The organism is Serratia bockelmannii, from assembly GCF_008011855.1.
GTDB classification, from domain to species: domain Bacteria; phylum Pseudomonadota; class Gammaproteobacteria; order Enterobacterales; family Enterobacteriaceae; genus Serratia; species Serratia bockelmannii.
Genome location: NZ_VOUX01000004.1, coordinates 258,233 through 277,478, shown reverse-complemented (window position 1 = coordinate 277,478; position 19,246 = coordinate 258,233). Strand labels below are relative to the sequence as shown.

Annotated in this window: 20 protein-coding genes; 7 read left to right on the top strand and 13 right to left on the bottom strand. The window is 60.3% G+C overall.

Annotated elements, in window-relative coordinates; all coding sequences use genetic code 11:
* The first annotated feature begins 215 nt into the window (after positions 1-215).
* Positions 216-911: a hypothetical protein gene (locus tag FOT55_RS08720; RefSeq protein WP_127146234.1), complete on the top strand. Its 696-nt coding sequence runs from the start codon at positions 216-218 to the stop codon at positions 909-911.
* 70 nt (positions 912-981) lie between these two features.
* Here the strand turns inward: FOT55_RS08720 and FOT55_RS08715 are convergent, their stop codons facing one another.
* The gene (locus FOT55_RS08715; RefSeq protein WP_025302436.1) at positions 982-1,338 is read right to left on the bottom strand and encodes a helix-turn-helix domain-containing protein; all 357 of its coding nucleotides are present in this window, start codon (positions 1,336-1,338) and stop codon (positions 982-984) included.
* 299 nt (positions 1,339-1,637) lie between these two features.
* Here FOT55_RS08715 and sdeA point away from each other — a divergent pair, with 299 nt between their 5' ends.
* On the top strand, positions 1,638-2,825 hold the full coding sequence (gene sdeA, locus FOT55_RS08710) for a multidrug efflux RND transporter periplasmic adaptor subunit SdeA (protein ID WP_043141656.1): 1,188 nt from the start codon (positions 1,638-1,640) through the stop codon (positions 2,823-2,825).
* A gap of 24 nt (positions 2,826-2,849) precedes the next feature.
* Complete coding sequence (gene sdeB / locus FOT55_RS08705) at positions 2,850-5,993, top strand: multidrug efflux RND transporter permease subunit SdeB (protein ID WP_147823368.1); 3,144 nt, start codon at positions 2,850-2,852, stop codon at positions 5,991-5,993.
* A gap of 65 nt (positions 5,994-6,058) precedes the next feature.
* Here the strand turns inward: sdeB and FOT55_RS08700 are convergent, their stop codons facing one another.
* From FOT55_RS08700 to hinT, 9 genes are all read right to left on the bottom strand, one after another.
* Positions 6,059-6,538: an RrF2 family transcriptional regulator gene (locus tag FOT55_RS08700; RefSeq protein WP_025302433.1), complete on the bottom strand. Its 480-nt coding sequence runs from the start codon at positions 6,536-6,538 to the stop codon at positions 6,059-6,061.
* A 264-nt stretch (positions 6,539-6,802) separates the two neighbouring features.
* Positions 6,803-7,339 (bottom strand): glycine zipper 2TM domain-containing protein, encoded by a 537-nt coding sequence (locus FOT55_RS08695; protein WP_167325016.1) that lies wholly within the window; start codon positions 7,337-7,339, stop codon positions 6,803-6,805.
* 357 nt (positions 7,340-7,696) lie between these two features.
* Positions 7,697-9,001 carry an NAD(P)/FAD-dependent oxidoreductase gene (locus tag FOT55_RS08690; RefSeq protein WP_004928794.1) on the bottom strand — a complete coding sequence of 435 codons (1,305 nt, stop codon included), beginning with the start codon at positions 8,999-9,001 and terminating at the stop codon, positions 7,697-7,699.
* A gap of 332 nt (positions 9,002-9,333) precedes the next feature.
* Positions 9,334-9,876 (bottom strand): alpha/beta hydrolase YcfP, encoded by a 543-nt coding sequence (ycfP, locus tag FOT55_RS08685; protein ID WP_049207138.1) that lies wholly within the window; start codon positions 9,874-9,876, stop codon positions 9,334-9,336.
* Positions 9,877-9,955: 79 nt separating this feature from the next.
* The gene (gene nagZ, locus FOT55_RS08680) at positions 9,956-10,975 is read right to left on the bottom strand and encodes a beta-N-acetylhexosaminidase (RefSeq protein WP_049207136.1); all 1,020 of its coding nucleotides are present in this window, start codon (positions 10,973-10,975) and stop codon (positions 9,956-9,958) included.
* A 38-nt stretch (positions 10,976-11,013) separates the two neighbouring features.
* Entirely contained in the window at positions 11,014-11,880 is an 867-nt protein-coding gene (locus FOT55_RS08675) for a phosphotransferase (protein ID WP_147823367.1), read from the bottom strand.
* Positions 11,861-12,451 carry a penicillin-binding protein activator LpoB gene (gene lpoB, locus FOT55_RS08670; protein ID WP_025302429.1) on the bottom strand — a complete coding sequence of 197 codons (591 nt, stop codon included), beginning with the start codon at positions 12,449-12,451 and terminating at the stop codon, positions 11,861-11,863. Before lpoB ends, FOT55_RS08675 begins: the two co-directional genes overlap by 20 nt.
* Before the next feature lie 26 nt (positions 12,452-12,477).
* The gene (locus FOT55_RS08665) at positions 12,478-12,867 is read right to left on the bottom strand and encodes a YcfL family protein (RefSeq protein WP_025302428.1); all 390 of its coding nucleotides are present in this window, start codon (positions 12,865-12,867) and stop codon (positions 12,478-12,480) included.
* Positions 12,868-12,878: 11 nt separating this feature from the next.
* Positions 12,879-13,229 carry a purine nucleoside phosphoramidase gene (gene hinT / locus FOT55_RS08660; RefSeq protein ID WP_004928776.1) on the bottom strand — a complete coding sequence of 117 codons (351 nt, stop codon included), beginning with the start codon at positions 13,227-13,229 and terminating at the stop codon, positions 12,879-12,881.
* 221 nt (positions 13,230-13,450) lie between these two features.
* On the opposite strand from hinT, the gene FOT55_RS08655 reads away from it, so the two are divergent.
* A complete protein-coding gene (locus tag FOT55_RS08655) occupies positions 13,451-14,356 on the top strand; it encodes a transporter substrate-binding domain-containing protein (protein WP_025302427.1) in 906 nt (301 codons plus the stop codon).
* Here FOT55_RS08655 and FOT55_RS08650 read toward each other — a convergent pair.
* Positions 14,353-14,730 (bottom strand): winged helix-turn-helix transcriptional regulator, encoded by a 378-nt coding sequence (locus tag FOT55_RS08650; protein WP_072271517.1) that lies wholly within the window; start codon positions 14,728-14,730, stop codon positions 14,353-14,355. The two genes, FOT55_RS08655 and FOT55_RS08650, sit on opposite strands and share 4 nt — an antisense overlap.
* 99 nt (positions 14,731-14,829) lie before the next feature.
* Here FOT55_RS08650 and FOT55_RS08645 point away from each other — a divergent pair, with 99 nt between their 5' ends.
* Positions 14,830-15,579, top strand: coding sequence for an SDR family oxidoreductase (locus FOT55_RS08645; protein ID WP_127146653.1), 750 nt, complete (start codon positions 14,830-14,832; stop codon positions 15,577-15,579).
* A gap of 51 nt (positions 15,580-15,630) precedes the next feature.
* On the opposite strand, the gene FOT55_RS08640 is transcribed toward FOT55_RS08645, so the two are convergent.
* The gene (locus FOT55_RS08640) at positions 15,631-16,155 is read right to left on the bottom strand and encodes a YybH family protein (RefSeq protein ID WP_147823366.1); all 525 of its coding nucleotides are present in this window, start codon (positions 16,153-16,155) and stop codon (positions 15,631-15,633) included.
* Positions 16,156-16,313: 158 nt separating this feature from the next.
* Here FOT55_RS08640 and FOT55_RS08635 point away from each other — a divergent pair, with 158 nt between their 5' ends.
* On the top strand, positions 16,314-17,237 hold the full coding sequence (locus FOT55_RS08635) for a LysR family transcriptional regulator (RefSeq protein WP_147823365.1): 924 nt from the start codon (positions 16,314-16,316) through the stop codon (positions 17,235-17,237).
* Here FOT55_RS08635 and FOT55_RS08630 read toward each other — a convergent pair.
* Positions 17,229-18,533 (bottom strand): Nramp family divalent metal transporter, encoded by a 1,305-nt coding sequence (locus tag FOT55_RS08630; protein ID WP_033642695.1) that lies wholly within the window; start codon positions 18,531-18,533, stop codon positions 17,229-17,231. The two genes, FOT55_RS08635 and FOT55_RS08630, sit on opposite strands and share 9 nt — an antisense overlap.
* A 230-nt stretch (positions 18,534-18,763) precedes the next feature.
* Between FOT55_RS08630 and mntR the strand changes: the two genes are divergently transcribed.
* Positions 18,764-19,234: a manganese-binding transcriptional regulator MntR gene (gene mntR / locus FOT55_RS08625; protein ID WP_060447392.1), complete on the top strand. Its 471-nt coding sequence runs from the start codon at positions 18,764-18,766 to the stop codon at positions 19,232-19,234.
* The last annotated feature ends 12 nt before the right edge of the window (positions 19,235-19,246 follow it).

Genomic DNA, 19,246 nt, shown 5'->3' with positions numbered 1-19,246 from the left:
GCCTGCGTTTTGGACCGCCAACGGTGGCCCGCAGGGTGAGCGCAGCGAATCTATCCCTCCCTCACCGCCATATTCTACGAAGAAGCCTGAACTCGCGTTCAGGCTTTTTTGTATGCATAGCGCACCGGCCAGAGAGCGCCCCCTCGACAGCGGCATAAGCTGTCGACCATAATGCCCTCATAAAGGTAGGCCAATGCGTAATGCAAGGGAGAAACGTGGCGCGTAAGAAGAAAGGCAATGCCCCGCGGCCAAAGACAGGCCCCGTTAAAGAAAAATCGAATAACCGTTTGGCGAAAGTATCGGCATTTTTGGTAGGCTCAGGGATTCTCATGGCAATATTGGGCGCCACCTATCAGTACTTCGCCGGCAGCGTTTCATTAGCTTTCGTTCAACCTGTCGGAAGAGCCTATGAGTTCCAACTGACGAATGACACGCCTTCGGATCGTACCGTAGCCTCCTTTCGCATCATTCCCCCCGACGTCCAGCAAGTGATCTACAAAGTCACCGAGGATGTCTATGCCACCCGCGACGAAAAAGGGCAGATCACCTTGCCGGGCGGTAACCAGAGTTATGTTCCTGCCGCAGAATTTAAAGAGCTTGATGGCCAGCGCTTATCCGCGAACTCCTCATTCAAGTTTCGCGTGCCGCCGCTTTCCAATCGCACCTGGATGGCGCCGGAGGCAGCCATCGTCGACATTCGCTATGAAATCGACTCGTCAAACCCTGTGCTTGCCGCTATTGAAAGCGTATTTAACGTCCTGGGTCTCCACACCCGCCAGCACACCGTTCGCTACCTGGTCATTGAGAACTACTGGACGCCTTCACGTTCAAACTCTCTCAACGAGGCGATTCGTATATTCTGCCGCGACAGCGACACGGTGGCAAAGTCAGGCAGTTGCGACAACTTTTGAATCCCCCACAGGTAAAGACAAAAAAGCCCGAACGCAAATTCAGGCTTTTTTATCCCCACTGCCCAGCCGATCAGTGGTGCGTGCATCTCACCGACGTTGGCTGCGCCAACGCACGGCGCCAGTCGCCCGGCGTTTGGCCAAACTGGCGTTTGAAGCTGCGGTTGAATGACTGCTGTGAGTCGAAGCCGAGTGAGATCGCCACGCTGACGATCGGTTCGCCGCTGTTGGCCAAACGCTCCGCCGACACCTTCAATTTTTGCATACGGATATACTCCCCCAACGCGTAGCCGGTCTGGCGCTTGAACATGCGCTGCAGATGCCATTTGGAGTAGCCCGCGCGGTCCGCTACGGTGTTGATATCCAGTTTTTCTTCCAGATTGTTGTCGATCCACGTCTTCAAATCGGTAATGAAACCCGTCGTGTTCATGCTGATGCTCCCATCATTCGGCAGGGTCCCCCTCTGCCCGATGCACATACGTTGCAACAGTTTCGCTTTAAATGCAATTTTTATTATTGCATTTACCAGAAAGCCGCCTCTATACTCCACCCAATTAATGTAACCGATATTGATACATTAATGTGACACCAATATGTTTCAAAACCTAACGTTGGGCCATAACAAGACACAACGCCCCTTCCGCCGAACGCAGGCATACATGAAGGGAAAGCCCGGAAAACAGGGCTGGGTATGGGGCCAGACAGCGCTTACTTATCGGAATAAAAATAATGGCAAATCAACCAAACTCATCGTTCAACGCCGGCGGCCGCACGCGCGCCTTCGCTCTGGGCCAGCGGCTCTCCGGGGTGGCGCTGCTGGCCGCCCTGCTCGCCGGGTGTGACAACAGCGTCGCGCACAACGCCCCGCCACCGCCGCCGGTGGTCAGCGCCGCCAGCGTGGTGGTCAAACCGATCAGCCAGTGGGATGCGTTCAATGGCCGGGTCGAAGCAGTGCAAAGCGTACAGCTGCGCCCGCGAGTTTCCGGCTACATCGAGCGGGTCAACTACACCGAAGGCGACGAGGTGAAGAAAGGCCAGGTGCTGTTCACCATTGACGATCGCACCTACCGCGCCGCGCGCGAACAGGCGCAGGCCGAGCTGGTGCGAGCGCGCAATCAGGCAACCCTGGCGCGCAGCGAATCTTCGCGCACCGAGAAGCTGATCGGCACCCAGGCCATCTCGCAAGAGGTGTGGGAACAGCGTCGTTCGTCCGCCGCACAGGCGCAAAGCAACGTGCTGGCGGCGCAGGCTCAGCTCGATATGGCGCAGCTTAATCTCGACTTTACTCGCGTCACCGCGCCGATCGACGGACGCGCCAGCCGCGCGATGATCACCGCCGGCAACCTGGTCACCGCTGGCGACAGCGCCAGCGTGCTGACGACGCTGGTGTCGCTCGATAAGGTTTACGTCTATTTCGACGTGGATGAAGCCACCTTCCTGCGCTATCAGCAGCAGGGCCGGCACGATGCCCGCCTGCCGGTGAAAGTTGGCCTGGTGGGCGAAGACGGCACCCCGCATCAAGGGCTGGTGGATTTCACCGATAACCAACTGAACGCCGGTACCGGCACCATCCGTATGCGCGCCCTGCTCGACAACCGCGATCGTCGCTTCACGCCGGGGCTGTTCGCCCGCGTGCAGATGCCCGGCAGCGCTGAGTTCAACGCCATGCTGATCGACGATAAAGCGGTGATGACCGACCAAAACCGCAAGTTCGTTTACATCGTCGATAAAGACGGTAAGGCACAGCGCCGCGACATCGACGTGGGCCGCATGGCCGAAGGATTGCGCATCGTGCAGAAAGGGTTGGCAAACGGCGATCGGGTGATCGTCGACGGCATGCAGAAAGTGTTTATGCCGGGCATGCCGGTCGACGCGAAAAGCGTCGCGATGACCACCACCGCTTCCGCACTTAACTAAGCTCCCAGCCGAGACTTCTGACCCATGGACTTTTCCCGTTTTTTCATCGACCGACCGATCTTTGCCGCGGTGCTGTCGATACTGATTTTTGTCGCCGGGGCGATCGCCATCCCGCTGCTGCCGATCAGCGAATACCCGGACGTGGTGCCGCCCAGCGTGCAGGTGCGCGCAGAATACCCGGGCGCCAACCCGAAAGAGATCGCTGAAACGGTGGCCACGCCGCTGGAAGAAGCGATCAACGGCGTCGAAAACATGATGTACATGAAATCGGTCGCCGGCTCCGACGGCGTGCTGGTGACCACCGTCACCTTCCGCCCCGGCACCGATCCCGATCAGGCGCAGGTGCAGGTGCAAAACCGCGTGGCGCAGGCCGAAGCGCGCCTGCCGGAAGACGTACGCCGCCAGGGCATCACCACTCAGAAACAGTCTCCGGCGCTGACGCTGGTGGTGCATCTGGTCTCGCCTTCCGGCAAGTACGATTCGCTCTACCTGCGCAACTACGCCACCCTGAAGGTCAAGGACGAGCTGGCCCGTCTGCCGGGCGTCGGCCAGGTGCAGATCTTCGGCGCCGGTGAATACGCGATGCGCATCTGGCTCGATCCGAACAAGATTGCCGCGCGCGGGCTGACCGCCTCCGACGTGGTGAGCGCCATGCAGGAGCAGAACGTGCAGGTCTCCGCCGGCCAGCTGGGCGCGGAACCGATGCCGACGCGCAGCGACTATCTGCTGTCTATCAACGCCCAGGGCCGCCTGCAAACCGAAGAAGAGTTCGGCAACATCATCCTCAAAAGCGGCGACAACGGCGAGATTGTGCGGCTGCGCGACGTGGCGCGCATCGAAATGGGTTCCGGCAGCTACGCGCTGCGCGCCCAGCTCAATAACAAGGATGCGGTTGGTATCGGCATCTTCCAGTCGCCGGGCGCCAACGCCATCGAGCTGTCGGACGCGGTGCGCGGCAAGATGGCCGAGCTGGCAACCCGCTTCCCGGACGGCATGAGCTGGAAAGCGCCATACGATCCGACGGTGTTCGTGCGCGATTCGATCCGCGCGGTGGTGGATACCCTGCTGGAAGCGGTGATCCTGGTGGTGCTGGTGGTCATTCTGTTCCTGCAGACCTGGCGCGCGTCGATCATTCCGCTGTTGGCGGTCCCGATCTCCGTGGTCGGCACCTTCGCCGCACTGTATCTGCTCGGCTTCTCGCTCAACACCCTCAGCCTGTTCGGGCTGGTGCTGGCGATCGGTATTGTGGTGGATGACGCCATCGTGGTGGTGGAGAACGTCGAGCGCAATATCGAAGAGGGGCTGTCGCCGCTGGCGGCGGCGCACCAGGCGATGCGCGAGGTCTCCGGCCCGATCATCGCCATCGCCGTGGTGCTGTGCGCGGTGTTCGTACCGATGGCGTTCCTTTCCGGCGTCACCGGCCAGTTCTACAAGCAGTTCGCCGTCACCATCGCCATCTCGACGGTGATCTCCGCCATCAACTCGCTGACCCTGTCGCCGGCGCTGGCGGCGCGCTTGCTGAAACCGCACGGCGCGCCGAAAGATATGCCGTCGCGCCTGATCGACCGGCTGTTCGGCTGGCTGTTCCGGCCGTTCAACCGCTTCTTCGCCAGCGGTTCGCAGCGTTACCAGCACGGGGTGTCCCGCGTGCTGGGCCGACGCGGCGCGGTGTTCGTCGTTTACCTGCTGCTGCTGGCCGCCGCCGGGGTGATGTTTAAGACCGTGCCCGGCGGCTTTATCCCGACGCAGGACAAGCTGTATCTGATTGGCGGCGTGAAGATGCCGGAAGGCGCCTCGCTGGAGCGCACCGATGCGGTGATCCGCAAGATGAGCGCCATCGGTATGAGCGTGGACGGCGTCACCGATGCGGTGGCCTTCCCCGGCCTGAACGCGCTGCAGTTCACCAATACGCCGAATACCGGCACGGTATTCTTCGCGCTGGAGTCATTGAGCACCCGTACTCGCACCGCGGCGCAGATCAACGCCGAGATCAACGCGCGCATTTCGCAGATCCAGGAAGGTTTCGCCTTCTCGATCATGCCGCCGCCGATCCTCGGCATCGGCCAGGGTTCCGGCTATTCGCTGTACGTGCAGGATCGCGGCGGGCTGGGTTACGGCGCGCTGCAGACCGCGATCAACACGATGTCCGGCGCCATTATGCAAACGCCAGGCATGGGGTTCCCGATCTCCTCCTATCAGGCCAACGTGCCGCAGCTGGACGCCAAAATCGATCGCGACAAGGCCAAGGCCCAGGGGGTGCCGCTCAATGCGCTGTTCAGCACGCTGCAGACCTACCTCGGTTCGTCTTACATCAACGACTTTAACCGTTACGGCCGCACCTGGAAGGTGATGGCGCAGGCCGACGGCCAGTTCCGCGACAGCGTGGAAGACATCGCCAACCTGCGTACCCGCAACGACAAAGGCGAAATGGTGCCGATCGGCAGCATGGTCAGCATCGGCACCACCTACGGCCCGGATCCGGTGATCCGTTATAACGGCTTCCCGGCGGCGGACCTGATCGGCGATGCCGACCCGCGCGTGCTCTCCTCTACCCAGGCGATGGGTGCGCTGACGCAGATGGCCGATAAGCTGTTGCCGAACGGCATGAACATTCAGTGGACCGATCTGAGCTATCAGCAATCGACCCAGGGCAACGCCGCGCTGGTGGTGTTCCCGGTAGCGGTGCTGCTGGCGTTCCTCGCGCTGGCGGCGCTGTATGAAAGCTGGACGCTGCCGCTGGCGGTGATCCTGATCGTGCCGATGACCATGCTGTCGGCGCTGTTCGGCGTGTGGCTGACCGGCGGCGACAACAACGTGTTCGTGCAGGTCGGTCTGGTCGTTCTGATGGGGCTGGCCTGTAAGAACGCCATTCTTATCGTCGAGTTCGCCCGCGAGCTGGAAATGCAGGGCAAAGGCATCGTCGAAGCGGCGTTGGAAGCCTGTCGCCTGCGGTTGCGCCCGATCGTGATGACCTCCATCGCCTTCATCGCCGGCACCATCCCGCTGATCCTCGGCCACGGCGCCGGCGCCGAAGTGCGCGGCGTCACCGGCATCACGGTGTTCTCCGGCATGCTGGGGGTCACGCTGTTCGGGCTGTTCCTGACGCCGGTGTTCTACGTCACCCTGCGCCGCCTGGTGGCACGCAAGGCACAGCCGCAAACGGCGTAATCATCGTCTTAACATGCAAAAAAGTCGGGCATTGCCCGACCTTTTTTTATGCATGCGAACCGCGATTATTTATCGGCGGTTTCAGCCTCTTGCGCAGCGGCGTACTCCGCACAGGCGCGCTTGTCGCCCCGCTCCAGTTCGGCCAGCGAATCGGCCACGGTGTGGCGCGCCAGCACCGCAAGCGAAGCCTGTTCGGCCTCGTTTACCACCGACTTGAAATACCAGCAGGCGTTGGCGCTCACCAGGCAGCGAGCCGGCACTTCAGGACGGGAAGCCCAGATGCGCTTGTCGTCGATCACCGCCAGGTAGATGTCCCGCAGGGTGATCTCTTCCGCCGGGCGGCCGAGGTGGATAGAGCCGTTTCGGCCCAGGGTGGAAACGATGATGCCGTCTTTGGTCAGCGGGACCATCAGTTTGCGGATAAAGCTGGGGTTGGCTTCCAGAGCGGCGGCGAGGGTGGCGCTTGTCGAACGCATGCCCTGCTTCTCAGCTACGGCGACGCTAAGGACCATTTGCAACGCTGTCGGAAAGCGAAAATCTAACATGTCGTTATCTCTGCGAGACGAAATACTCGGGTTTGACCGGTGTGGCGATTGGCGCCGATAACACCGCTTAATTGCACAATAATATAACAAACGCGGGGGCTTTTTTGAAGTTTTGCCCAGTGATATCGCACGCAGACATTAGAACGATCGCAAATTCTTAGACAGGCAAAAAACAGAAACCCGCGTCAATGTTAACGCCGCTCGCTTAACCGGGTTAAACGATCAGAACTAACACTGCCCGCGGGTTTAATTTGAATGTGGCGATCAGGCTCTGTTCAGCACCAGCTGACCGTTTTTGTCCAACGGGATTTGCGTGCCCGGATCGTGATCCATGCGGATCTTGCCCTGCTGATTGCCGATCTTGTAGGTCACGTCATAGCCCAGCATTTTCTGGGACTTGTCGTAGACCGTTTTGCAACGCTGCTGAACGCTGGTGCTGACGTCGTTGTTCTGCATCGCCCCTTGCACCTGGTTACCGGCATAGCCGCCACCCAGTGCGCCGACCACGGTCGCCACATCGCGTCCGCGACCGCCGCCGAACTGGTGGCCAATCACGCCGCCCGCCACTGCGCCCAACACAGAACCGGCGATGCGGTTTTCATCCTGCACCGGTGCACGGTGCGTAACGGTGACGTTGCGGCATTCCTGACGCGGCGTTTTGATGGTTTCTTTAATCGGCGTTGCGGCGAGCACCTGCGCATATTGCGGACCGGCAGAAAAGACGTCGAGGCTGGCTACCGCGGCAATCCCCAGAGCGGCAGCGACACCAATTCCAACACCGGCTAACATTGACTTGTTCACAGGAAACCTCCTGAAAGTGTTACCACGCATTTTTTCCGGGGTCTGTTACCGGCATGGCACCGCGCTTATTATTTTGCGCATGGGCGGCTTGCGGTATCCCGGTTTACGGCGTGCGCGACGCGCCGTCTGTAAACGAGATAAAGTCTGCACAATGATCTGAGGACCCGCAATAAGACAAGAGGACCAAAAATGCGGGAAAACGGCTGTTTTCCCGTTGTTTAGGAGGAATCTTAAGAATTTTACCCATATCGGCGACAGCTTATGCTGAAGAATCAAACAACCGCCGCCGATCGCCTCGCGCCGCCATAAAAAAACCCGCGCGGGCGAACCGGCGCGGGTTGGTCGACAAAGGCAGGATCAATGCATCTTCAAACGCGGGCGGATCACCCGGTTGATGCCGCCCACCAGCATCATCAGGCCGGTTTTGATGTAGCCATGCAGCGCCACCTGGTGCATGCGGTACAGCGAGATGTAAACGAAGCGCGCGATGCGCCCTTCCACCATCATCGAGCCGCGCATCAGGTTGCCCATCAGGCTGCCGACGGTGCTGAAGCGCGACAGCGACACCAGCGAACCGTGGTCTTTATACACGTATGGCTTTAGCGTCTGACCATTCATCAGCGCCAGGATATTGGTGGCGCAGCGCGAGGCCATCTGGTGCGCCGACTGGGCGCGCGGCGGCACGAAACCGCCGCCCTCTTTCGGGCAAGAGGCGCAGTCGCCGATGGCGAAGATGTTCGGATCGCGCGTGGTCTGCAGCGTCGGCTCCACCACCAGCTGGTTGATGCGGTTGGTTTCCAGGCCACCGATGTCTTTCATGAAGTCCGGCGCCTTGATGCCGGCCGCCCACACCATCAGATCGGCGTCGATGAACTCGCCGCCCTTGGTGTTCAGGCCTTTGGCGTCCGCGCTGGTCACCATGGTGTTGGTCAGCACGCGCACGCCAAGTTTGATCAGTTCCTGGTGCGCAGCAGCGGAAATGCGCGGCGGCAGCGCCGGCAGAATGCGCTCGCCGGCTTCCACCAGCGTCACGTTGAGCGCGCTGTTGTCCAGGCCTTCGAAACCGTAGCTGTGCAGCTGCTTCACCGCGTTGTGCAGTTCGGCGGACAGCTCAACGCCGGTGGCGCCGCCGCCGACGATGGCGATGTTGACTCGCTCTTTTTGCCCCGGCTGCGCCGAGAACTTCAGGAACAGGTTGAGCATTTCGTTGTGGAAACGACGTGCCTGATGTGGGTTATCCAGGAAGATGCAGTGCTCTTTCACGCCCGGCGTACCGAAATCGTTCGAGGTGCTGCCCAGCGCCATCACCAGGATGTCGTACGGCAATTCGCGCGCCGGCACCAACTCGCCGCCCTGCTCGTCGCAGATCTGCGCCAGCTGCAGCGTTTGCGTCTCGCGGTTGATGTTGGTCAACGACCCCAGCTGGAAGCTGAAATGGTGATTGCGCGCGTGCGCCAGGTAGCTGAGCGCATCCACGCCGTCATCGAGGGAACCGGTTGCCACTTCGTGCAACAGCGGTTTCCACAAATGGCTGTGGTTGCGATCCACCAGCGTGATCTCCGCTTTGTTCTTGCGGCCAAGTTTATGGCCCAGGCTGGTCGCCAGCTCCAGACCACCGGCGCCGCCGCCAACAATAACGATTTTCTTCTTTGGCGTTGTCAAAATAACCCCCTAAATGTGAACCATTTGTTATCCCAGGGTAAATAAATAATATCCTTAGAATACATAGGGTTCGCGTAAAATAAATCGGCTCTCTGAAGCCAGAATAGCATGTGAGGTTATTTGGTCATACCAAAATTGACGTACATCAATTTTTTTTGGTTAAAGGCTGGACGAGGGGATTTTTTGGGGATTGCGATTCAAATAGTTAGCGCTGAGTCACAGTTTTAAATTTTGCCGATTGCCACGCAAAATCTGGCTTTGACGCACAAAAAAGCCGCACTTTCCGTCGGTGAAAAACGGGGAGCGCGGCTCGCGGCAGCGTTATGAAACTGTTAACCCAGCGCCTTGAACGCCTTGAGCCGCTGCAGATGCGGCGAGATGTTTTTGAACTTGTGCGTCTGCTGTTCATCCCAGACGATTTCGTAGTAGTGATGCAGCAATTCGGCACTGCGCCGGTTATCCAGCACCTCGTCGTGGCGCGACAGCACCACCAGACAGCGATCGCGATTTTTCTCGCGGAAATCCTCCACGCACTTGGTGGCGATATCGCGATACTCTTCCGGCCGGTCTATCTTGCCGTGCATGTGTTCTTCCGGGTACAGATTGGGATTGAACATCGCCTGGCGAATGCCGCACAGGAAGCCGATGCGCTCCGCCCAGAAGCCGCCGAGGCCGACCCCGCAGATCAACGGGTGCGTGTCGCCACCCTGCTGCACCGCCTTGTCCACCTCTTTCAACAGATGCTGCATGTCGTGACGCGGATGCAGCGTGCTGTAGCTGATAAAGCGCACGTCCGGATCGATAAACTGCAGCTGTAACACCTTTTCATGATTGCCGGGGCTGGTGGAATCGAAGCCGTGCAAATAGATAATCATGTGGATCCTCGCAACAAGCCAAGGGCCGCGGGCGCGGCCCTCATCATTTCCGCTCTGCGCCGCGGTGCGGCGCCTGGATTCACCCTTGCGAACGCTGCTTGTGCTCCTCCCAGCGTTCGCTCAGCGCGCTGAGCGCCTTGTGCGCCTGCTGCCAGCGCTCGGAGTCGCGCAGTTCCTGACGGGTGAACTGACCGCGATGATATAACCGCTTCACCTTCTCTGCTTTGACCGGGGACAGGTTATCCAACACGCTGACCGCACCTTCGCGGTGGTTGCACACCAGGATCATGTCGCAACCGGCATCCAGCGCCGCCTGGCCGCGCTCGGCGTAGCTGCCCATGATCGCAGCGCCTTCCATCGACAGATCGTCGGAGAAAATCACGCCGTCGAAGCCCAACTCCTGACGCAGGATCTGCTGCAGCCAGTAAGGCGAGCCGCTGGCCGGACGCGGGTCCGCTTCAGTATAGATGACGTGAGCCGGCATGACGGCGTCCAACAGCTGACGGTTGATCAGCTCGCGGAAGATCGCCATGTCGTGCTCGCGGATCTGCGCCAGCGGTCGCGGATCGCGCGGCGTTTCCTTGTGCGAATCGGCGCTGACGGCGCCGTGCCCCGGGAAGTGTTTACCGGTGGTTTTCATGCCGGCGCTGTGCATGCCGAGGATGAAGCGTTCCGCCATCGCCAACGCCTGCTGCGGATCGCTGTGGAACGAACGTTCGCCGATCGCCGCACTGCCGTGGCCGATATCCAGCACCGGCGCAAAGCTGATGTCGATATCCTGCGCGATCATTTCCGCCGCCATCAGCCAGCCGGCCTCCTGCGCCAGACGGCCGCCTTCCTGCGCATCGTGCAACGCGGCAAACGACTGCGCCGCCGGCAGACGGGTGAAGCCCTCGCGGAAGCGCTGCACGCGCCCGCCTTCCTGATCTACCGCCACCACCAGCCGATCGTGCGATTCGGCGCGGATCTGGCGCACCAGCTCACGCAGCTGCTCCGCATCGTGGAAATTACGGGTGAACAGGATCAATCCGCCAACCAGCGGGTGTTTCAAAATCTCGCGTTCTTCTGCATCCAGCTCGTAGCCGGCGACATCTAGCATTACTGGGCCCACGGGCACCTCACTTCATTATTGTTCGTTCAGAATTCGGATGATGATAAACAGAATCGCCGGCGCAGCGCCGCGCCCCAGCGCAAAAATTCGGCGTCGCCGCTCTGCTGCCAGCGCACTTCAAACCACAGCAGCATCAGATAATCCACCCACGGCAGCCAGCGCTGCACCTGCACCTGCAGCCGGGCGACGTCGTGATAGCCCTGACACGCGTAGTGCTGCAAAAAACGCTGCTGCGGCTTGGCCACCCAGCCGTTGCCGCGAAACAGCGCGGCGATATCCAACGCCACATCACCGTCGGCGGCATACTCCCAGTCGATCAGCCGCAGCCCCTCGCCGGTCGCGAGCAAATTGCCCGGATGAATGTCCATGTGTAGCGGCGCCAGGCGTAATGGCCGCGGCGGCGCGCAGCGTAAGAAATGACGCTGCCAACTCAGCCAGGCGGGGGTTAAACGCCGCGTATCCAGCTGCTGCCAGTAGCGGCGGAACTGCCGCCGCAGATCCAACCGGTAACCACTGAGCGGCCGCCGGTGCAGCGTCGCCGCCATCGCCGCCAGCTCGCCGCGCTGATTCAGCCTGTCAAACTCAGCTTCTGTGACGACGTCACCTTCGAGCCATTCGAGGACAAGCCACTGATTATTCTGCGCGAAAACCCGTGGCCCCAGCCCCGGCGCGCAGCGCCTCAGGACCTGCGCCTCCCGCCGCCTGCTCACGCCCAGCGCGCGTTTCTCCGCGCTGTTTTGTCGCGCCAGCAGCGTGATGCCCGAACCGTCGATACGCCAGCTCTCGCCGGTCAGCCCCTGCACCGGGCTGAAATGACAACCGGCGGTATTCACCGCCGGCAGTCTGGTTTCCATCAATCGTCGCAGCGCGGCCTCAGCGTTTAACGGCGCCATTGCCCGACCAGACGATCTCGCCGGTTTGCACCAGCATCAGCTGCATATCCAACGCCGGCGACTTCACGTCGCCGCTGACGTCGCTGTACAGCACGTACTGCGCACCGACGATGCGCGCCAGGCCAATCGCCTTGCTGCGCGAGCCGAAGCTGTCATCCGCCGACAGGCCCAGCGTTTGTCTGGCGCTGGTCAGCTTCGCTTCCGGCACCACGCTGAAGGTGGAGTTCGACGCCAGCGCCTTATACAGCGCCGCGGTGGCTTTGCCCATCTGCAGCGAGCCGTTGGTGTTGTTCTTGACGCTGTCCAGCAGCAGCACGCTGCCGGCCGTGACGCCATCGGCCTTCAACATCTGATTCACCAGCGGCTGAACGCTGCCCAGCCAGTCGAGCTGCTGGATTTTCGGCGGCTGCGGCACCGGCTCGGTAGTTGGCGGCTGTGGCTGCTCGACCGGCGGCGTCGGCTGTTCTGGTTCGACGGTGACCGGCGGCAACGGCTGATCCGGCTCAGGCGGACGCGACAGACAGCCGCTCAGGGTGAATGCGGCCAGCGCCACTAAGACGTACTTTTTCATGCTTTTTCTCCAAACCTGGCAAGCGCTTACAGGTACAGATACAGACGCGCGCTTTTAGCTTCCAGATTACCGTTAATCGAGTAGATTTTGGCGTCCGAGTTAGGCGCCACGACGATCTCACGCGGTTTCTCGAAGGGGCGAATATCCAGCCCCTGCGCGTCGTACCAATAGAAACGATAATGCACGGTGACCGGCGTCGGTTGGCTGTTATTGAGCACCGAAGTCGCCATCACCCGGCCGGAAGCGTTCGAGACAGAGGGCGTATCGGCAAAAATGCCGGCGGTCAGCACCGAAGGATCCATCACCACCGTTTGCCCCCGGTTAACCGCGATGCCGGATGGCGAACTGCACCCCATCAGCAACGCGGCGGGCAGCGCCAACGCCATCAGACAACGCAGAGTTTTTTTACCGCGCATGATTTCCTCGCTTAACGTGACAGCAGCGGCCCCAGCGAGCGGCCACCGACCAGGTGCATATGAATATGATAGACCTCCTGACCGGCGTGGCGGTTACAGTTGACGATCAGGCGGTAGCCGTCCTCGGCGATGCCTTCCTGTTCGGCGATCTTCGCCGCGGCGGTGATCATGCGGCCCAGCGCAGCTTCGTGCTCGACGGTCACGTCGTTGACGGTTGGGATCAGCACGTTGGGAACGATCAGCACATGGGTAGGCGCCTGGGGGGAGATGTCACGGAAAGCGGTGACCAGTTCATCCTGGTAAACCACATCAGCAGGGATTTCGCGGCGGATAATTTTACTGAAAATCGTTTCTTCGGCCATCTGGCGTTCCTTGTTTTACACAATTAGCTGTACGCAGTATGAGTGACAAATTCTACTGCTTTCAACCTGATTGCGCACTTTCCACGTCGAGTGCTGCAGATTCGCGCAGGCCGTCGCCCCGCTTGTGCATCTTTTCACTTTGGTTATTCACTATTGTTGCTTTACTTGCCCCGCGCCGCCGCCAATAGTAACCCCATGATTAACAAAGGATAGAGGGCACTATGCCACTGAAGATTGCGGCGCTGTGCGCGCTGTTGCTGAGCGCTGCCGTGCAGGCGGCCACGACGGGCGGTATCGACCTGCAGGCTAACCGAGAGCCGATACGCACGGAGAAAAACCCGGCGGCTATCGCGCTGATCCCGGCGAACTTTCACTTCGCGGTGCCCGGCAAGCTGACGGTGGCGGTAGCATTCGAGAACTCCCCGCCGCTGGCGCTGTTCGCCGAAGACAATAAAACGCTGATCGGCAGCGATCCGGACATCGCCCGCCTGGTGGCCGACAGCCTCGGGCTGGAGCTGAATCTGGTGCCCACCTCCTGGGAAGATTGGCCCTTGGGCATCAGCGCGGGCAAATACGATGCGGCGATCTTCAACATCGCCGTCACCAAACAGCGTAAAACCAAATTCGACTTCGCCACTTACCGGGTGGACACGCTGGGCTTTTACGTCAAATCCACCAGCCACATCACCTCGATCAACCGCCCGCAGGACGTGGCCGGGCTGCGGATCATCGTCGGATCCGGCACCAATCAGGAAAACATTCTGCTGGGATGGGATAAGCAGAATCGCGCCGCCGGGCTGCCGCCGGTGCAGCCGATCTACGTGACCGACGACGCCGCCACCAACCTCAGCATTCAGTCCGGGCGCGCCGATGCGTTCTTCGGCCCCCACTCCACCGGCGCCTACAAGGCGGCGCTGACCGGCAAAACCAAAATGGTCGGCATCGGCCCCAACGTGGCCTACGTCGCGGTCACCACCAAAAAAGGCAACGGGTTGGTGAACGCCGTCAACGCCGCGATCAATGGCGCGATCGTCAGCGGCGAATATGCGCAGGTGCTGGAACGCTGGGGCGAAGGCGACGAAAAGGTCGAGCGCTCAACCATCAACCCGCCGGGCATCGGCGACTAGCTACCGATCAGCTGCGGGGCATGTCGGCGCATCCACTCGGCCAGCGAGTCCAGCGTCGGCCGCAGCGATTTGCCGAGCGTGGTGACCTGGTACTCCACCCGCGGCGGCACTTCGGGATACACCTGCCGCGTCACCAGGCCGCGCTGCTCGAACAGCCGCAGCTGGCGCGTCAGCTCTTTTTGCGCAATGGGCGCCACCGCCCGCTGCAGCTCGCTGAATCGCACCGGGCCATCGATCATAATCAGCCGGTACAGGATGGGTATCGCCCATTTGCCCGACACCAGATTGACGAAGTCCACCATCGGGCAGGATTCGCCCGCCGTCGGCAACGCCGACAAATTATTTTTCGCCGCTAAGGGCGCGCGCGCCGTCATTTCATCCCACCTCGTCCTTTAGTATCCAAAAGGTGCCTACTATGCAAAAGGAACTATAGCGCAAATAATGCCGTAACAGACATTAAAGAGGAATCGGTTATGTCACGACTGCAAGGCAAATACGCATTGATCACCGGCGGCACCAGCGGCATCGGGCTGGAAACCGCCCGCCAATTCATCGCCGAGGGCGCAACGGTGGCGATCACCGGCCGCAGCCAACGTGCCCTGGACGCGGCGGGCCAGGCATTGGCGGGCAACGCGCTGTTGCTGCTGAGCGACGCCGGCGACATCCCACAGCAACGTGCGCTGGCGCAGCAGTTGGAGCAACGGTGGCCACGGCTGGACGTGCTGTACGTTAACGCCGGCGACGTCACGCACCGCCCGCTGCAGGAGTGGGATGAGCAGAGCTACCAGCGGCTGATGGACATCAACCTGAAGGGGCCGTTCTTTCTGATCCAGGCGCTGCTACCGCTGCTGGCCACCCCTTCCTCGGTGATCCTGTGTGGTTCGGTCAGCGCCCATATCGGTCTGCCGCAAAGCAGCGCCTACGCCGCCAGCAAAGCCGGTTTGTTATCTCTGGCCAGAACGCTCTCCGGCGAGCTGCACGCGCGCGGCATTCGCGTCAACGGCCTCAGCCCCGGCCCGACCGAAACCCCGGCGCTGGGAAAATTGGGGCTGACGGAAGCGGATGAACGGGCATTGCGCGACGATATCCGCGCGCTAGTGCCGATCGGCCGCATGGGCAGCGCACTGGAGCTGGCCAAAGCGGCGGTGTTTCTGGCGGCGGATGAGTCGGCGTTTATGGTCGGCGCGGAGCTGCAGATGGATGGCGGCGTGGGGAACCTGTAACCGCGCGCGACACCCTAAGAAGGCCGCTTGCGCGGCCTTTATCTGTCCCTCTCAGCTCACCCCTTGAATCGGGTTGGTATTAAAGGTGTAGACCACGATCTTCCATTGGCCCTGCTGTTTCTCCAATACAAATACTTCACGGTTTAAATCGATCAGGGTAGCACCGTCGCTTATTCGGGTAACCGTTGCGCCGCGATGATGGTGCGTGCGCACATAGGCCATATTCCCGTTCACGCTGACGCTGACGCTGTCATAAGCAAACTCGGTTTCAAATTTCTCGTTTTTAAATAAGTCATCATATTGTTGGCGGCGCTTTTCATTGCTGTCCGCCGTCGGTTTTTCGTTCCATTGTGAGTAACTTTCTGGCGCAAAAAGTGACAAAATCGTTTGCGTATCGCCGGCGTTAAGCGCTGTCTGGTAGCGGTTTATCAGCTCATACACCGCCTTCTGTTCGGCCGCGACGCCCGCCTCTGCGGAAACCCTGTAACTTTGCGATGCGGCCTCGCTGCTTGCGGCATAAGTTTGGCCGCACAAGCCCGCGCCCGCCAATAACAATACGGCAGTTAATTTTTTCATATAAATATCCTCTTCGGCATTATTTCATTATGGCAATACAGGATGCGATTTCAGATAAATAAAAACGCTGAAAATAAATTATCCAATGCTGCGTCAAATTGACAGCCGGCATATTTAAAAATACTCTTTTAATAATTTAAATAATGGAAGCCGTTAACATGAATGAACTGCACGCGCTGCGCGTATTCTGCCAGGTGGTGGAAATGGAGGAGTTCAGCCAGGCGGCAACCAAAATGGGGCTCTCCCCGGCCAGCGTCACATACAGCATCAATCAGCTTGAAAAACAGTTCGGGCAACCCCTGTTCAAGCGTTCAACCCGGCGCTTCTCGCTGACCAGCGCCGGGGAGCGTTGCTATCGCACCGCACAAGACATCCTGCAGCAGTTTGACCGGCTGAAAAACGACATGTCGGGCGATTTTGAACAACCGCGAGGACCGCTGCGGGTCGAGATAGCCACGATGCTCAGCAGCATGCATATCGCTCCGGCGCTCCCGGCTTTTTTGGCGCAATACCCGGAATTGCAGCTCAGCGTGTCGGTTAGCGATCGCCTGGTCAATCCGGCGGAAGATCGCGCCGACGTATTTATTCGCATCGGCGCCGGCCACATACCCGAGATGGTCAGCCGTCAATTGCTGCAACCACGCTATTTGTGCTGTGCGTCTCCCGATTATTTTGCGCGCCATGGCCGGCCGGAACACCCGGAACAGCTGCAACAGCATCAGCGGCTGGGATTTATCCGTTCAGGCGCGGCGGCGGCGGACGACTGGCAGTTCATTCGTGGTGACGAGCGCTACCGTCTGGCGCCCAGCCCGCTGCTGAGTTTCAACCATTCACAATCGCTGTGCGAGGTGGCCAGGAACCACCTCGGCCTGGTTTACTTGCTGGACTGCACGCTGGAAAACTATCTGAAGGCAGGCGAACTGGAACCGATACTGCAGGAGTGGGCGCCCACAGGGGCACCGATCAATATTCTCTATCCACGCCTGCGGGATCGCAGCCATAAAATTCGGGTTTTCGTCGACTTCATCAGCGAACTGTTCGCCAACAAATTCGCCGGGCCCCGATCCCGCGTCTCACCCTAACCCAGGGATATCGACGCCGAAAGTCTGCAACAGCAACACCACGTTAAGCAGCACGATCACCACCGTGCCGACCACTGCCGCCAGGCTGGTCCAGCGGCCGTTGGCAAACTCGCCCATGATGTCACGGCGACGGGTGAACATCACCAGCGCGATCATCGGCGCCGGCAGCGCCAGGCTCAGCACCACCTGGCTGTAGACCAGCGCGTCGGTGGCGTTGACGCCCATCGCCACCACGATAAACGCCGGCACCATGGTGACCAGGCGGCGCACCCACACCGGAATACGGAAACCGACGAAGCCCTGCATGATCATTTGCCCGGCCATGGTGCCCACCACCGAACTGGAAATGCCAGAGGCGATCAGCGACGCCAGGAAGATACCGGCGGCGGCCGCGCCGAACAGCGGCGTCAGCGTATGGTAGGCGGTGCCAATTTCGGCCACGTCGCTGTTACCGGCGTGGAAAGCGCTCGAGGCCATGATCACCATCGCGATATTCACCAGCCCTGCCAGCGCCAGCGCGATCACCACTTCAATATTGGAGAAACGCAGCAGTTTGCGCCGCTCGCCGTTGTCGCTGGCCGGGCTGCGGTGCTGGGTCAGCCCCGAGTGCAGGAAAATGGCGTGCGGCATCACGGTGGCGCCGATAATGCCGACGGCGATGGTCAGCGCCTGGGCATCCGGCAGTTGCGGCGTCACCATGCCGATCCCGGCCGCCTGCCAGTCCACCGGCACAATGAACATCTCCACCAGGTAGCACAGCGCGATGATGCCTACCAGGCCGCCGATCATCAGCTCGACCGGGCGGAAACCTTTCTTTTCCACCATCAACAGCGCATAGGTGATCACCGCCGTCACCCCCATCCCCGCCAGCAGCGGCATGTGGAACAGCAGCGCCAGCGCGATCGCCCCGCCGAGAAACTCCGCCAGATCGGTGGCCATCGCCGCCACTTCGCTAAGCAGCCACATGCCGATCACTACCGGCCGCGAAAACTGATCGCGGCACATCTCCGCCAGATTGCGGTTGGTGACGATGCCGAGCTTGGCCGACAGCGCCTGGAACAGCATGGCGATCAGGTTGGCCATCACCACCACCCACAGCAGGCTGTAGCCGTATTTCGCCCCGGCCTGGATGTTGGTGGCGAAGTTACCGGGGTCCATATAGGCAATAGAGGCAATCACCGCCGGGCCGGCGAACAGCAGCGGCGTAAAGGCGCCGCGCTTGCGCCCGGCAAGGGCGGCACCAATCGCAATGTTGGTCCGTTCGGTTAACGATGAGGGAGTTGCCGCGTCTCGCATGAAGTACCCTTAATCTTTTGCTGGTTATTTTTCCACCGATCATGCTGACAATGTAGCATCGGCTACACTTTATGCAACAGGCGAAATTAATGGGCTTTGTGTAGAGATATTTCTAACTACCACAATGCGTGGCATCGAATTGATAATGTGTGCTATTTGGACTAACTTAGGGCAACCCTTCCCGCATTGCCGGGAGATGCCATTTTTATGCTTACAGGACGCCCCACGCTATGGTTACCCGCGCGCCAGATAACGCCGACCGCCCCGCCCAGACCGACATGCCGGACGAGGCCGAGCACGCCCTGCGTTTTAGCCGCGCCCGCGAAGCGCAGTCCAATGCGCTGATCGAAGATTACGTTGAGCTGATCGCCGATTTGCTGCAAAGCACCCGTGAAGCCAGAACCACCGATATCGCGCGCCGCTTCGGCGTCTCTCACCCGACGGCGATCAAAAATATCGCGCGGTTGAAAAGCGCCGGGCTGGTGGAATCGCGCCCTTATCGCGGGGTGTTTTTAACCGAGGAAGGCGAGCTGCTGGCGCAGAAGGTGCGCCGCCGTCACCGCATCGTGGTCGATCTGCTGATGTGCCTCGGGGTGCCGAGTGAAACTGCCGAGCTGGACAGCGAAGGGATTGAACACCATATCTCGGACGAAACGCTGGCGGTGTTCGAGCATTACTTGCAGCAACACGTCAAACCCTGACTCCCGGGGCGC

Excerpts from the sequence above, each read along its gene's own strand:
- FOT55_RS08715 (WP_025302436.1), bottom strand. The coding sequence starts at position 1,338 with ATGAACACGACGGGTTTCATTACCGATTTGAAGACGTGGATCGACAAC.
- sdeA (WP_043141656.1), top strand. The coding sequence starts at position 1,638 with ATGGCAAATCAACCAAACTCATCGTTCAACGCCGGCGGCCGCACGCGC.
- sdeB (WP_147823368.1), top strand. The coding sequence starts at position 2,850 with ATGGACTTTTCCCGTTTTTTCATCGACCGACCGATCTTTGCCGCGGTG.
- FOT55_RS08700 (WP_025302433.1), bottom strand. The coding sequence starts at position 6,538 with ATGTTAGATTTTCGCTTTCCGACAGCGTTGCAAATGGTCCTTAGCGTC.
- ycfP (WP_049207138.1), bottom strand. The coding sequence starts at position 9,876 with ATGATTATCTATTTGCACGGCTTCGATTCCACCAGCCCCGGCAATCAT.
- nagZ (WP_049207136.1), bottom strand. The coding sequence starts at position 10,975 with ATGCTAGATGTCGCCGGCTACGAGCTGGATGCAGAAGAACGCGAGATT.
- FOT55_RS08675 (WP_147823367.1), bottom strand. The coding sequence starts at position 11,880 with ATGGCGCCGTTAAACGCTGAGGCCGCGCTGCGACGATTGATGGAAACC.
- lpoB (WP_025302429.1), bottom strand. The coding sequence starts at position 12,451 with ATGAAAAAGTACGTCTTAGTGGCGCTGGCCGCATTCACCCTGAGCGGC.
- FOT55_RS08665 (WP_025302428.1), bottom strand. The coding sequence starts at position 12,867 with ATGCGCGGTAAAAAAACTCTGCGTTGTCTGATGGCGTTGGCGCTGCCC.
- hinT (WP_004928776.1), bottom strand. The coding sequence starts at position 13,229 with ATGGCCGAAGAAACGATTTTCAGTAAAATTATCCGCCGCGAAATCCCT.
- FOT55_RS08655 (WP_025302427.1), top strand. The coding sequence starts at position 13,451 with ATGCCACTGAAGATTGCGGCGCTGTGCGCGCTGTTGCTGAGCGCTGCC.
- FOT55_RS08650 (WP_072271517.1), bottom strand. The coding sequence starts at position 14,730 with ATGACGGCGCGCGCGCCCTTAGCGGCGAAAAATAATTTGTCGGCGTTG.
- FOT55_RS08645 (WP_127146653.1), top strand. The coding sequence starts at position 14,830 with ATGTCACGACTGCAAGGCAAATACGCATTGATCACCGGCGGCACCAGC.
- FOT55_RS08640 (WP_147823366.1), bottom strand. The coding sequence starts at position 16,155 with ATGAAAAAATTAACTGCCGTATTGTTATTGGCGGGCGCGGGCTTGTGC.
- FOT55_RS08635 (WP_147823365.1), top strand. The coding sequence starts at position 16,314 with ATGAATGAACTGCACGCGCTGCGCGTATTCTGCCAGGTGGTGGAAATG.
- FOT55_RS08630 (WP_033642695.1), bottom strand. The coding sequence starts at position 18,533 with ATGCGAGACGCGGCAACTCCCTCATCGTTAACCGAACGGACCAACATT.
- mntR (WP_060447392.1), top strand. The coding sequence starts at position 18,764 with ATGGTTACCCGCGCGCCAGATAACGCCGACCGCCCCGCCCAGACCGAC.